This window comes from Anaerophaga thermohalophila DSM 12881 (genome assembly GCF_000191885.1).
Classification (GTDB): Bacteria; Bacteroidota; Bacteroidia; order Bacteroidales; family Marinilabiliaceae; genus Anaerophaga; species Anaerophaga thermohalophila.
On record NZ_AEWI01000024.1, the window covers coordinates 34,945 to 48,231 of the forward strand.

At 42.9% G+C, this 13,287-nt stretch carries 9 protein-coding genes; 6 read left to right on the forward strand and 3 right to left on the reverse strand.

What is annotated here, in order from left to right; all coding sequences use genetic code 11:
* Positions 1-23 precede the first annotated feature (23 nt).
* The 3 genes from ATH1_RS0109070 (at position 24) to ATH1_RS0109080 (ending at position 4,696) form a co-directional block, all read left to right on the forward strand.
* Entirely contained in the window at positions 24-1,052 is a 1,029-nt protein-coding gene (locus tag ATH1_RS0109070; RefSeq protein WP_010420456.1) for an efflux RND transporter periplasmic adaptor subunit, read from the forward strand.
* A gap of 58 nt (positions 1,053-1,110) precedes the next feature.
* Entirely contained in the window at positions 1,111-4,233 is a 3,123-nt protein-coding gene (locus ATH1_RS0109075) for an efflux RND transporter permease subunit (protein ID WP_010420459.1), read from the forward strand.
* 169 nt (positions 4,234-4,402) lie between these two features.
* Entirely contained in the window at positions 4,403-4,696 is a 294-nt protein-coding gene (locus ATH1_RS0109080; RefSeq protein WP_010420461.1) for a PG0541 family transporter-associated protein, read from the forward strand.
* 64 nt (positions 4,697-4,760) lie between these two features.
* Here the strand turns inward: ATH1_RS0109080 and ATH1_RS0109085 are convergent, their stop codons facing one another.
* Complete coding sequence (locus ATH1_RS0109085) at positions 4,761-6,326, reverse strand: OmpP1/FadL family transporter (protein ID WP_010420462.1); 1,566 nt, start codon at positions 6,324-6,326, stop codon at positions 4,761-4,763.
* Between the two features lie 176 nt (positions 6,327-6,502).
* Positions 6,503-7,999 carry a hypothetical protein gene (locus tag ATH1_RS0109090; protein WP_010420464.1) on the reverse strand — a complete coding sequence of 499 codons (1,497 nt, stop codon included), beginning with the start codon at positions 7,997-7,999 and terminating at the stop codon, positions 6,503-6,505.
* Positions 8,000-8,549: 550 nt separating this feature from the next.
* Between ATH1_RS0109090 and proS the strand changes: the two genes are divergently transcribed.
* The 3 genes from proS (at position 8,550) to ATH1_RS0109105 (ending at position 12,331) form a co-directional block, all read left to right on the forward strand.
* On the forward strand, positions 8,550-10,025 hold the full coding sequence (gene proS / locus ATH1_RS0109095; RefSeq protein ID WP_010420465.1) for a proline--tRNA ligase: 1,476 nt from the start codon (positions 8,550-8,552) through the stop codon (positions 10,023-10,025).
* A 518-nt stretch (positions 10,026-10,543) separates the two neighbouring features.
* A complete protein-coding gene (pepT, locus tag ATH1_RS0109100) occupies positions 10,544-11,779 on the forward strand; it encodes a peptidase T (protein WP_010420466.1) in 1,236 nt (411 codons plus the stop codon).
* Positions 11,780-11,824: 45 nt separating this feature from the next.
* Positions 11,825-12,331, forward strand: a complete 507-nt coding sequence (locus ATH1_RS0109105; RefSeq protein WP_010420467.1) for a SixA phosphatase family protein — start codon at positions 11,825-11,827, stop codon at positions 12,329-12,331.
* A 76-nt stretch (positions 12,332-12,407) separates the two neighbouring features.
* Here the strand turns inward: ATH1_RS0109105 and ATH1_RS0109110 are convergent, their stop codons facing one another.
* A complete protein-coding gene (locus ATH1_RS0109110; protein ID WP_010420468.1) occupies positions 12,408-13,280 on the reverse strand; it encodes an NADPH-dependent 7-cyano-7-deazaguanine reductase QueF in 873 nt (290 codons plus the stop codon).
* Positions 13,281-13,287: the final 7 nt, after the last annotated feature.

Here is a 13,287-nt window from a genome sequence, read left to right on the forward strand (position 1 = left end):
TTTAACCTTTAAAATATATATCAATGAACGCAATAAGTTTGAAAAATACTTCCCGCATTTTATCGATTGTTCTTTTCAGTGGTCTGTTAGCTTGTTCGGGACCATCTAAAGAAGAAGAAGAGAGCGGAACCAGAAAAGTAAAAACCGCTTTTTCGGGGATAGAAAATGTTAAACAGGATATGGATTTTACGGGGAACGTTGTCCCTTTTGAAAAAAATATTATCAGTCCTTCTATGCAGCTTCGAATTCAGAAAATATTCGTGGATGTGGGCGATGCTGTGAAAAAGGGTCAATTGCTGGTGCAAATGGATCCGGCTCAGTTGTTTCAGACTGAAGTGCAATTGAATAACCTTGAAAAAGAATATGCCCGTCTTGATACACTTTACAAGACCGGAAGTGTTTCCGAACAGCAGCTTGATCAAATGAAGACTGAACTGGACGTGTTGCGAACCAATTACCAGAATCTTAAGGAAAATACCCGTCTGTTGTCTCCAATCAACGGTGTAGTTACTGAGCGTAACTTTGAAGACGGAGATATGTACAATATGGCTGCAGGAGCAGGAATTCTTACTGTCATGCAAATTGATCCTGTTCAGGTCGACATTAATGTACCGGAACGGTATTTCCCGGCTGTTGTTGAGAACATGGCCGTTTCCATGCAACTGGATGTTTATCCCGACACTTCTTTTGCAGGCCGGGTCTTCCTGAAGCATCCTACTATTGATCCTGCAACCAGGACTTTTACGGTTGAAACCATATTCCCCAACAAAGAACAACTAATACGTCCCGGAATGTTTGGCCGTGTTAATATCGTTTTCGAGACTCTCGAAAGAGTGACTGTCCCTGATCTGGCAGTTCAGCGGCAGCAGGGAACCAACGACTCTTATGTGTTTGTGGTAAAAGACGGGAAAGTAACACGGAAAGAGGTTAAGTTAGGACGAAGAGTGGATGATTTTTATGAAGTAATCAGCGGTTTGGATGAAGGAAAAGAAGTTGTTGTAGAAGGTCATACAGGACTTCTTGAAGGAACACCTGTCGAGGTGATCCAATAACATTCCGGGTTACTGTGTGTTCATACATTATATTGCGAATCTGATAATACATTAAGAAATGAGTATATACGAAACGGCGGTAAAGAAACCCATTTCAGTAATACTGATATTTACAGGGGTCATTATTATGGGGCTTTTCTCATTAAGGTATTTGCCTATTGATCTCTTTCCGGAAATTGATCCCCCCATTATAAGTGTTTTCACGTTTTACGAGGGAGCCAGTGCTGCCGATATTGAAACCAATGTAACCCGCATTTTGGAAAATAATCTGAATACGGTTAACAATCTGAAAGAACTTACATCGGTTTCAAAAGACAATACCTCGTTGGTTTTGTTGGAATTTGAGTGGGGAACTAATCTTGATGAGGCAGCCAACGATATCCGTGATGCTATTGGACGGGTCGAGACATTTTTGCCCGATGGCGTTGAGAAACCCGTTATTTTTAAGTTCAGCACGAGCATGATTCCCATCATGGTTTTGTCGGCTACTGCCGATGAGAGTTATCCTGCCTTGTCAAAAATTCTGGATGACGGAGTGGTTAACCCGCTTAACAGAATCGAAGGCGTTGGCGCCGTCGCTTTATCGGGCGGGCCGGAACGTGAGATTCAGGTAACTGTTGATCCGCGAAAACTTGAGGCTTACAACATGAGTGTTGAGCAGATAGGTTCGGTCATCGGTCAGGAGAATCTTAACATGCCCGGCGGGGAACTGGACATCGGAAGCCATACTTACCCGGTTCGTGTTGAAGGAGAATTTAAGACCAGCGATGAAATAAAACACCTGGTTTTAGGATATTTTAACGGGAAACCGGTGAAAATGATGGATGTGGCTACCGTGAAAGATACGCTTGCCGAAATGACTATTGATGAGCGAAGTAACGGAAAAGTAGGGGCCCGTATTGTGATTCAAAAGCAGTCGGGGGCCAATTCCGTCCAGATAGCAAATCAGGTGAGAGAGCGACTGCCCGAATTGATGCGAAACCTTCCGCCTGATATTCAGATTAATACAGTGGTCGATACCTCCGAATTTATCGTAAACTCGATTAGCAGTCTGTCTAATACTGTAATGTATGCCGGCATATTCGTTGTTTTGGTGGTATTGTTTTTCCTGGGACGCTGGCGTGCTACATTTATTATTATCCTTACGATTCCGGTATCACTGATTGTTTCGTTCATTTACCTGTATGCAACCGGTAATACTTTGAATATTATTTCGCTTTCTTCACTTTCGATTGCCATCGGAATGGTGGTTGATGATGCCATTGTGGTGCTGGAAAATATTACACGGCACATCGAACGGGGAAGTTCGCCGCGCGAAGCAGCTATTTACGGTACCAATGAAGTGGGCCTGGCCGTTGTAGCCACCACTTTAGCGGTTGTTGCAGTATTTTTCCCATTGACACTTGTTCAGGGGTTGAGCGGAATAATGTTCCGCCAGCTGGGGATGATTGTTACGTTGGTTGTTACCGTTTCTACATTGGCTGCACTTACGTTGACACCAATGCTTTCCTCTCAGATATTACGGTTGATGCCCCCGCGCAAACCGGGTTTTTCCAAAGCTGTATTTGGTACTATTGAGAATTGGTTAACTAAATTGGACAATTTTTATGAGAAAACGCTTGGATGGGCCGTTAAGCACCGTGCATTCGTGGTGGTAATTTCTATTGTTATTTTTGGAGCCAGTATTTCATTGATTTCAGTAGTTGGAACAGAGTTTATTCCTCCGTCCGATAATGCCCGTATAGAAGCAACCGTTGAGTTGCCCATGAACCTGAGACTTGAAAAGACCAAAGAGGTGGCCCGTCAGATTGAAAAAATATGGCAGGAGAAATATCCTGAAATAGAAGTTATTTCTACCAGTGCAGGTGTGGCCGACGAGAGTAACATATTTTCTGCGTTTGGCGAAAACGGATCTCATATCATTAATTTTACCTTGCGTCTGTCGAACAGCACCGAAAGAGAAAGAGATATATATCTGATTGGCGACCTGATGCGGAATGATCTGAAGGCGATTCCAATTGTTAAAGACTTTTCCGTTTCGCCAGGTGGTAGCGGAGGCGGTATGGGAAGTGGTGCCAGTACGGTGGAGGTCATCATCTCCGGATACGACCTTGATGTAACCGGTGAACTCAGCGAAAAAGTTGCTGACAAGATGGAAGAAATGGAGGGTTTACGTGATGTGGAAATAAGCCGGGAGGACCCTAAAACGGAATATCAGCTCGTACTCGACAGAGAAAAACTGGGAATGCACGGGTTAAATACCGCTACCGTTGCCACGGCTATGCGTAATCGTATAAACGGGCTTATAGCAGCGCAGTACCGCGAAGGTGGAGATGAATACGATATCAGGGTACGATTTGCAAAACCTTTCCGTAAGTCGATTGAATCTATTGAAAATATTCTTGTGTACAATCAACAAGGTCGTGCTATTCGAATTGGTGAACTGGGCAAGGTGGTAGAATTTACTGCTCCGCTTTCCATAGAACGTCGCAACCGGCAGCGTGTCATTACTGTTACCGGGTCTTTGTATCAGGCCTCTATTACCGATGTAGTGAATGAAATTAATAAATATATAGATGAAATTGGAATCCCTCAGGGTGTCGGTATTGATATTGGCGGAACAGCCGAGGACCAGCAGGAGTCTTTTGCTGATCTTAGTTTATTGCTCGTGCTGGTTATTATTCTGGTATACATCGTGATGGCATCGCAATTTGAATCTCTTCGTTCACCGTTTATCATCATGCTCACTTTGCCGTTTGCTTTTACCGGGGTATTTCTTGCCCTTTTCATTACAGGAACCACACTTAACCTGATATCAATGATTGGAGGTGTGATGTTGGTTGGTATTGTTGTGAAAAACGGAATTGTACTCATCGACTACATCAATTTGTTGCGCGACCGGGATATGTCGTTGATACAGGCTGTCGTCGCCGGTGGTAAATCCAGACTTCGACCTGTGCTGATGACCACCCTGACAACCATTCTGGGTATGCTACCGCTGGCAATAGGTATTGGTGAAGGTGCCGAAATCTGGCGCCCTATGGGTGTGTCCATTATTGGCGGACTTACGATCTCAACAATGATTACATTGATTCTGATGCCGGTGGTTTACACTATGTTTGGAGCCAATCGTCTGAAGAGTGAACGCAGACGGATTGCAAAAATTGAAGAAAGTATATAATAAGGTTTTGAGTTTCGAGTTCGGAGTTCAGGGTTCAGAGTTAAAGTTTTAACTCAAAACTCAAAACCCAGAACTTAAAACCCAAAACTCAGAACCCAAAACTCAGAACCCAAAACCCAAAACTCAGAACTCGAAACTCGAAAACTCGTAAACTCAAAACATTATAGTTATGAAAACAGTATTTATTGTATATAATCAGGCGCTAACCGAGAAAGTTGAGCACGTTCTTGATAAGCTCTCCATTCGCGGTTATTCACGATGGCCTCAGGTTCAGGGACGGGGTACTAAAAACGGAGAACCCCACCAGGGTACACATACCTGGCCCGCCATGAATGAGGCCATACTTACAGTTATTGAAGAATCCGGAATTAAAGAATTAATGGAACATCTGAATCATCTCAATGATAATGCAGAAATGCAGGGACTCAGAGCCTTTATCTGGGATGCTGAAGTGGGCGTCTGACAATTATGAACACAACAAAAAACGGGATGCCATCTGGCATCCCGTTTTTTGTTGTGTTTTTTATTCAAAATCGCCAGCCCAAAGTGACGGCCAGTTGGTGGTCGGTAGAGGTCATATCGGCCGGTTCCTGAACATTGTCAGGAATTTCCGGGGAATAATACAATGAATGTATATAAGTCTCTTTATTGTAAAGGTAAGCGACATCAATTGTCATATTTCCGGTTATGAAGCCCAAACCACCTGTAATATTAAAATGCTTACCGTCCGAATTTAGATAGTCTTCCTGATATGGGTTTTGAAAATAGGCATACCCTCCTCTTAAAGCAACCATCGGTGTAATTTTGTATTCGGCTCCTACCCGGAAGTTGTGAGTAGCACGGAAAGTGTTTTTAATAATTTCATTTAAATTTTTTAGTTCCGAAGTTTCCTGAATTTCGTTGTTTTTACTTTTGTACTTCATTGAGGCATAATCGGTATATTCATAATCGAGTGATATAAGACCTTTGGTACCAAATATGTAAGCAACACTTCCGATGGCTTTCATTGGGGTACGGAAATTGAAAGAAAATTCACCCGGGTCTGATGTCATCTCATAATTGTCGGCGTCGAAAAAGTAAGCTGTAGCCTGCGTTTCATATTCCATTTTCATTGAATAATAGGTCGGGGTGTGAAAAGAAGCACCTAACCTGAGACTATTTACCGGTTTGAAAATTGCACCTACTTTTACATTAATTCCGGTTCCGGTAGTCTTTTCATATTCATCGAAAAAGAAATCATCAAGAATCTCAAAACCGTTGTTTAACCTGTAATCGATATAAGCATCATAAACTTCATCACTTGCTTGTTCATAGTGTTGCGACTCCTTTTTTTGTGTTAAAGTCGCAATGCCAACACTGGCGCCTGCATAAAATTTGTTGGCAATATTTGCTCCAAAAGACAAATCAAAAATTCCTGAGTAGCCCTTTTCAGTAATCATCTTCTTTTGATTTATTCCGTCAACAGGACCCAACTCCAGAAATCCCTCATCGTTTACAAATTCGTAAGCATGGATATATTCGTAATAGTCACTTTCGGGAACCAATTCCAGGAGTCTTGCATCATAGGCAATCCCGGTGTAGAAATCATCCAATTGCTGGGGTGTCAGATCATATGCATTGGCTGCAAACATATGCAGCAATGAGGATTCTACCCCATCATGTTGTATGTAACTCTTCCTGTTATAGTTATTCGTCCGGTTATATCCTATTCCAAAGTGGGTACTGACGATCCCGTCAGTATTTTCCCGCATCAACCGGAAGGTACCCACGTATGATATTTGATTAACCGGGACGCTGAACTTGTCATCGCTTGAGACTGTTCCGTAGTAGTCGCTCTCGGTTGTATTATAGATCAATGACGGGGTAAAGGAGAATTCGCTGCTTCTGTATACTGCAATTCCTGCGGGATTAATGCCAATTGCCGAGTAATCGCCGCCAAGAGCTCCCATGGCACCTCCGGGTGCGATACTTCGGGCCGTTCCTGTAGGACGGTCGTAAGAGTAGTTAAGCGCATTATCTTCGTTTTGTCCTTTCGCCAGGGTGACGGCTAAGAACAAACTAAGTATCGAGACAAGAAATTTGTACCTGAACATGTTGATAGTGTTTAAAAACTCCATACTTCCGGCGGGGGAAGCATGGGGTTTGAATTTATGAAATGAGTATGGTAAGGTTTTCCACAATCAGAATATGTATAAGTTCTTGCATGCGAGTTCCATCCGACCTTAATAAATAAATTTTATACGGATGAAATGAGGATGCTTCCATTTTATTATCGACGTCCGCCACGAATTGTGCGTCCGCTGCCGGAACTGCTGCCCGAACTTCCTGTACTACGGGTACCTGAAGAGCTGCTACCTGAGTAAGAGCTACTACTAGTACTGCTGCGATTGAAGCCTGAGGATGAAGAGCTCTTCTGCACTGGTGTGTAGCTTCTGCTTCGAACAGATGATCGTTGTTGTGAACTGCTTCCGGTGTTATAACTTCTGGTTTGCGAATTTACAGAACTTCGGGTGGTTCTAATGGTATTTGAACTTCCCGATTTCAGGTTGTCATCGGAAGTGGAGCGACTGGTGCTTCGAACCTGACGTGTATAGCTGCTGGTGCGGTTATACGACGGTTTCGATGCGTTATCGGGCTGGCTATAAGTTGGCGTTGAACTTCTTCTCGTACTTGTTTGCACAGTTCCTGTTGAAGCACCACTTCCCCGGTAACGACTTATGCTCCTTTCTTCCTGTTCATTACCATCGGATTTAAGGGTTGCTGTTCCCCGGATGGCTCTTTGTGTATTACCATCCGTATTTACCACGGTAGTTGAACCATCTGAATTATGGATGATTCTTGTACCGCTGCGTGTCGTCGTCACCGTACGTCCGTCATCGTTATCTCCGCCTTTCAGGGAATTACGTCCCACAGAAGTTCCTGAATAACGGGTGTTGCTACTCATTGATGGTCTAATACCCCTGTATACATCTTTTCTGTAGTCCTTATCGTAATATCCGTGATGATAATAGGGATGGTATCCGTAACTGTAATAGGGGTGGTGATAATACGGCCATCCGTAATAGCCACGGCTATAGTAAGGGCTGTAAAAAGGATCATACCATCCATACCCGTAATATCCGTAATAATACGGGTCGCCCCAGAATGAACTGTAACCAAAGGAGAAACTCCATGGTGTACTCCACCGGTCGAACATATAGCGGTCGTACCACGGATTGCTCCATGTCGGGAATGCATAGGCGTAATTTCCGTCTATATATACGTTCCAGTCGGGATCATTGAAATAAACAAACTGATCGTAAAGTGGCGACCAATAGGGGATACGGGTAAACGGGCCATGGAAGCGAATCAGCCGTTCGGCATAATCCCTGTCCATCTCGCTTCCGTCAAATCCACCAACCCAATGTCCTGTTTCGTCGTTGTAATAGATCATGGTATCTACTTCCCCGGTCTCTTCGTCTGCAAGAATGGAAGCATATTTTTCCTGAATTTCACTAAAATCGCGTGTATCTCTTTGCTCGCGGTCCAACTCACTGCGTTCGTATTCACGAACCAGTTCTCTCTCTTCTTTTTCGATTTCTTTCTTTTCCTCTTTAGTAATGTCGGGCACCGGAGCAAAAGCCTGCTCCATGTTTTCCTTCGTCAAATCCGGTGCATAATAAATGTCGTCATAATATACTCCGGTTGATGCCATTCGGCCGGTAGTGCATCCACCTGCCACTATCAGCAAAACAGCTGTGGTTGTGATTAATACTAATTTTTTCATAAGGCATCCTCCTGTTGTTTTCTATATATATTGAAGCAAATTTTATACCAAAAGGTCTGTTTTTGACGACCGATTGTTAAAAAATGTTTCCTGACATCTAATAGTCTTTACTTTTGACAAAGCAGAATGGAAATGGTTGAAGCGTTACTAAATAAAAAGCCCGGCTATCAGTGTTGTGGTTAGTCCTCCAAGAGCAATGATGGTTTCCATTACTGTCCACGATTGAAGTGTTCATAAAAAGTAAATAGCAAGAAGAGTGGCGATGATCAATGCAGAGAAAGGGGGCGTTAATCCTGCAGTGCTGCAAATAAGAGCCGCAAAATGGTAAAAAGTTAACTCATTTTTATTATTTTCGTGCCGCTTTCCGAAGCTTCCGGCTATGAGAATTTCATCGTTTGACGCACAGAAACTTTGGTATTATTCAGGAGGATTGATTTGGTTGAGTTACGGGTGTTTTTGATCTAACTATTATATAACAACGGGATTGGCAAAAAAGAGACTTTTAGGAGTGGACGCCACAATCTAACATCTAATAATCTAAATAGCAGTCATGGCAAAAGTATTGACCCCAAGAAGTGAGAATTATGCGCAGTGGTACAACGATTTGGTGATTAAAGCGGGACTTGCCGAGAATTCTGTAGTCCGCGGTTGTATGGTCATCAAACCTTACGGTTATGCAATATGGGAAAAGATGCAACGGGTACTCGACGATATGTTTAAAGAGACGGGGCATCAGAATGCTTATTTTCCTTTGTTTATTCCCAAATCGTTTTTCAGTAAAGAAGCCGATCATGTTGAGGGATTTGCCAAAGAGTGTGCGGTAGTTACGCACTACCGGCTGAAAAATAACCCGGATGGCAAAGGTGTAGTGGTTGATCCGGATGCGAAGCTGGAAGAAGAGTATATTGTTCGGCCTACTTCCGAAACCATAATCTGGAATTCCTACAGAGACTGGATACAGTCGCACCGTGATCTGCCCATTAAAATAAATCAGTGGGCCAACGTGGTGCGCTGGGAGATGCGTACCCGCCTTTTTTTGCGTACTTCAGAATTTCTGTGGCAGGAAGGGCACACGGCTCATGCCACCAGGGAAGAGGCCATTGAAGAGGCCGAAACCATGCTGAAAGTGTATGCCGGTTTTGCCGAAAAATATATGGCAATGCCTGTGCTTCAGGGATATAAAACCGCCAGTGAGCGTTTTGCCGGGGCAGAGGAAACCCTTACTATTGAAGCATTAATGCAGGATGGTAAAGCGCTTCAGTCCGGAACATCACATTTTCTGGGACAAAACTTCGCACGTGTATTCGACGTGAAGTTTCAGAACAAAGAGGGTAAGGAGGAATTTGTCTGGGCTACTTCGTGGGGTGTTTCTACCCGGTTAATGGGCGCTTTGATTATGTCGCATTCCGACGATAACGGACTGGTGTTGCCTCCAAAACTGGCTCCTGTTCAGGTGGTTATTGTGCCCATTTACAAAAAGGAAGAGGAATTGAGACAAATTGTGGATCAGGCCGATAAGATTGCTTTAGCCCTTAAAAAACAGGGTGTCTCAGTCAAAGTTGACGATGATGACAAACATAAACCGGGATGGAAATTTGCGCAATACGAATTGCAGGGTGTGCCCGTGCGGCTGGCAATTGGCCCGCGCGATATGCAAAACGGTACGGTTGAGCTGGCCCGTCGTGATACACTCACCAAGGAGTTATTGCCTGTCGAAGGCATTGAAAACCATATTACTGAACTGTTGGATGATATTCAGAACAGCATCTATCAGAAGGCGCTCAATTTCAGAAAAGAAAATACCCACACAGTTGACACCTATGATGAATTCAAAAAGGTACTCAACGAGAAGGGGGGATTTATCCTTGCTCATTGGGACGGTACTGATGAGACCGAAGAAAAGATTAAGCAGGAAACCAAGGCAACCATTCGTTGCATTCCCATTGATAGCAATCCCGAACCAGGAAAATGTATGGTGACGGGAAAACCTTCCAGACAAAGGGTTGTGTTTGCAGTATCTTATTGATTCTTTAGTTGATGACAATAATAACCTGAACTTTGAACCGTTCAGGTTTTTTTTTGGTAAAAAAAGGTGGTAAACATTTTTCGCCATTCTATTAACCAGCCCGGTCTAAAAAGCATCTTTATTGCCAAGCCCGTTGTTTTTTTAAATTTTTGCATCCTCATTAACAACAAGTTAACTCCGGTACAAAAATTTAAAACGCCTTGATTTTGACAAAAATATGCTTTTTATACTGCACTCATTAACATCAAATTTGATTTTAATGGCCTATTGTAACTTGCATGTAAGACTTATACATAATTCTTATGGTGGGAAACCTTTTGATGCTCGTTTCAATTGACATTGAATTATTGTAATAAACTGTAAGTCAGTTTACTGGTTTAGATCGTGTATTTGATTTAAAACTCAGAAAGTCAATAATATTTGATTATTCGTGCATTTTTTTCTAAAAATCTAAAAATCTAAAAATCTAAAAATCTATTATTATCTTGCATTCACAAAAATTAAAAAATTAAAATACTATGACTTCAATAACAGACCGTTTCCTGGAATATACACAATACGATACCCAGTCGGATCCAAACACCGGATTAACCCCAAGCACGCCAGGACAAATGAATTTTTCAAGACAACTGGCTGAGGAATTGAAAGGGATTGGACTGGCTGAGGTGGAATTGGATGAAAACGGATATATCATGGCTACTCTTCCTTCGAATATTGAAGAGGAAGTTCCTGTGGCCGGATTTATTGCCCATGTGGATACAAGCCCCGATTTTTCAGGGAAAAATATTTCACCGAAGGTTGTGGAGGATTATGATGGCGGTGATATTGTACTGAATGCGGAGAATAACATTGTTTTGAAACCATCGGAATTTCCTGAACTGAAAAAATATATCGGACAAACGCTTATTACCACCGATGGAAATACTTTGCTGGGCGCCGATGACAAGGCCGGAATTGCGGCCATTGTTTCCGCTATGGAGTATCTGGTTCAGAATCCTGATATTAAACATGGTAAAATAAGGATTGGTTTTACACCTGATGAAGAGATAGGCGAGGGGGCCAACCTTTTCGATGTGGAAAAGTTTGGAGCCGATTTTGCCTATACCATCGATGGCGGTGAAATAGGGGAGTTGGAGTTCGAGAATTTTAATGCGGCACTGGCAAAAGTAACGGCCCATGGCCGGAATGTTCATCCTGGATATGCCCGCGGTAAAATGCGAAATTCAATCAGGATTGCCAACCAGTTGATCATGATGCTTCCACGTCACGAAACGCCGGAGCATGCAGATGGATACGAAGGTTTTTATCACCTGATGTCTTTTAACGGAGATGTTGAAAAGACAGAGATGCAATTCTTAATCAGGGACTTTAAGCGTGATCGCTTCGAGGACCGCAAAGAGGAGATGCAACATCTGGTTAATAAGGTGAACCATGAGTTTGGTGAGGGAACAATGGAACTGGAAATAAAGGATCAATATTACAATATGCGTGAGAAGATTGAACCTGTAATGTATATTGTGGATTTGGCGGAAAAAGCCATGCGTGAGGTTGGTGTTGTTCCTAAAATAAAGCCCATTCGCGGAGGCACCGATGGTGCGCGACTGGCTTTTATGGGATTACCAACTCCTAATATTTTTGCCGGCGGTCACAATTTTCACGGACGATTCGAATTTTTACCCGTTCCCTCGTTGGAAAAGGCTATGGAAGTGATTCTTAAGATTGCAGAGCTTGTGCCTTCTGTGAAGAAAAACTAATATGCGAGTTCCATCAGACCAATAACTTAGACTAATTTTATACTGATGAAAAGATTGATTTTAGTAAGACATGCCAAGACCGAACCATTGACCGATGCAGACAGTGACTTTGAACGGCAACTGAAAAGACGTGGTCATAAAGATGCCAGATTAATATCGGATCATTTGATCGGGAAACGAATTGTACCCGAAGTCATCATTTCAAGTCCTGCCGTCAGAGCCATTCAAACGGCCAGGATCATGGCCGGCGCTTTCAGCATCCCTGAATCCAAAATAATTGAAGCACCTTTCATTTATGAAGGGTTTTCTGTCGATCGTTTTATATCCGGAATTGCCGGGATGGCCGGGAAAAACGATTCGGTAATGGTAGTCGGGCATAACCCCGATATTGCTTTGATGGCCATTCAACTGGCAGGCGATAATTTCTTTAATTATCCTACCAGTGCCACTGTATCCATTGTTTTTACAGTGACTGAGTGGGATCAGATCAAACCCGGAAGCGGACGAACCGAAATGTTTGTTTATCCCAGGGAATTGAAGGACAAAAAGTAAGAATAGGATATCCCATGCAGCCCCTGTCTTTACCTCCTCTGCTCAGAGCATTGTCCCGAAGAACATTTTTGTTTTATCACTGCCGCAAAAGTTTTTTAGTCAGTTTGTCAGGAGTAATCAGGTTGGTTGGCAATAATTCGTGATGGCTGGCCCTGGCCGGGCAGATATCAATTCCGCCCCGGCGTGTATAAATACAGGCTACCATTAGCTGATCGGGAGTGAACCGATCCCATAATCTTTTGTAGATCATTTCGCAAATTTCTTCGTGAAAATGATTTTCGTTCCGGATGGAAACAAGATATTTCAGCAGACCGGTTCGATCCGGGATGTGTGTTCCTTTAATATATATAAAAGCGCTACCCCAATCGGGCTGAAACGTTACTTTGCAGTTGCTTCGCAGTAAATGAGTGCCCGCTTTTATGACATTACCTGTTTGTTGATGATCGGGTTTGAGCAGATGAGGGGCTTCCCGGTATTCAGAAAACGTTACTTTTTCAATTTCCGGTATTTCTTCAAGTATCCCGAATTCGCCAAAATCAAAATATTTTTTAGGGCTTTTGGGGAAGAAATGAATATTAACAGTGGTTTTTAAAACTCTTTCAAGGTCTTGCCTGATTATATTGTGGACTGTTTCTGATGCTTCTTTGGCGTTACTGCCAAAACGCTCCATATTGAACGAATTAAGATAAAGCTTTAGTGATTTACTTTCTACAATATACGGGCTGGAGGCAGGATATATCAGCTTAAGTAGCCCCGTTACCGGAAGTCCTTTTCCGGTGAGAAAACTCACCTCATAGGCATGCCAGACATCATATCCTGTAAAGGGCAGGGTATTTTCTTTTAATCCGTATTCCTTCCGGTTGGGTTGACGGGGAACGGTCACCAACACTTCGGGTGCGTAGTGTTTTGGATATTCGGTCGGTTTTCCGAGAAATTTTGCTTCGTTCATATTTGAG

Bases quoted from the DNA above. Each gene is read 5' to 3' on its own strand.
- ATH1_RS0109085 (WP_010420462.1), bottom strand. From the start codon at position 6,326: ATGTTCAGGTACAAATTTCTTGTCTCGATACTTAGTTTGTTCTTAGCC.
- ATH1_RS0109105 (WP_010420467.1), top strand. From the start codon at position 11,825: ATGAAAAGATTGATTTTAGTAAGACATGCCAAGACCGAACCATTGACC.
- ATH1_RS0109090 (WP_010420464.1), bottom strand. From the start codon at position 7,999: ATGAAAAAATTAGTATTAATCACAACCACAGCTGTTTTGCTGATAGTG.
- proS (WP_010420465.1), top strand. From the start codon at position 8,550: ATGGCAAAAGTATTGACCCCAAGAAGTGAGAATTATGCGCAGTGGTAC.
- pepT (WP_010420466.1), top strand. From the start codon at position 10,544: ATGACTTCAATAACAGACCGTTTCCTGGAATATACACAATACGATACC.
- ATH1_RS0109110 (WP_010420468.1), bottom strand. From the start codon at position 13,280: ATGAACGAAGCAAAATTTCTCGGAAAACCGACCGAATATCCAAAACAC.
- ATH1_RS0109080 (WP_010420461.1), top strand. From the start codon at position 4,403: ATGAAAACAGTATTTATTGTATATAATCAGGCGCTAACCGAGAAAGTT.
- ATH1_RS0109070 (WP_010420456.1), top strand. From the start codon at position 24: ATGAACGCAATAAGTTTGAAAAATACTTCCCGCATTTTATCGATTGTT.
- ATH1_RS0109075 (WP_010420459.1), top strand. From the start codon at position 1,111: ATGAGTATATACGAAACGGCGGTAAAGAAACCCATTTCAGTAATACTG.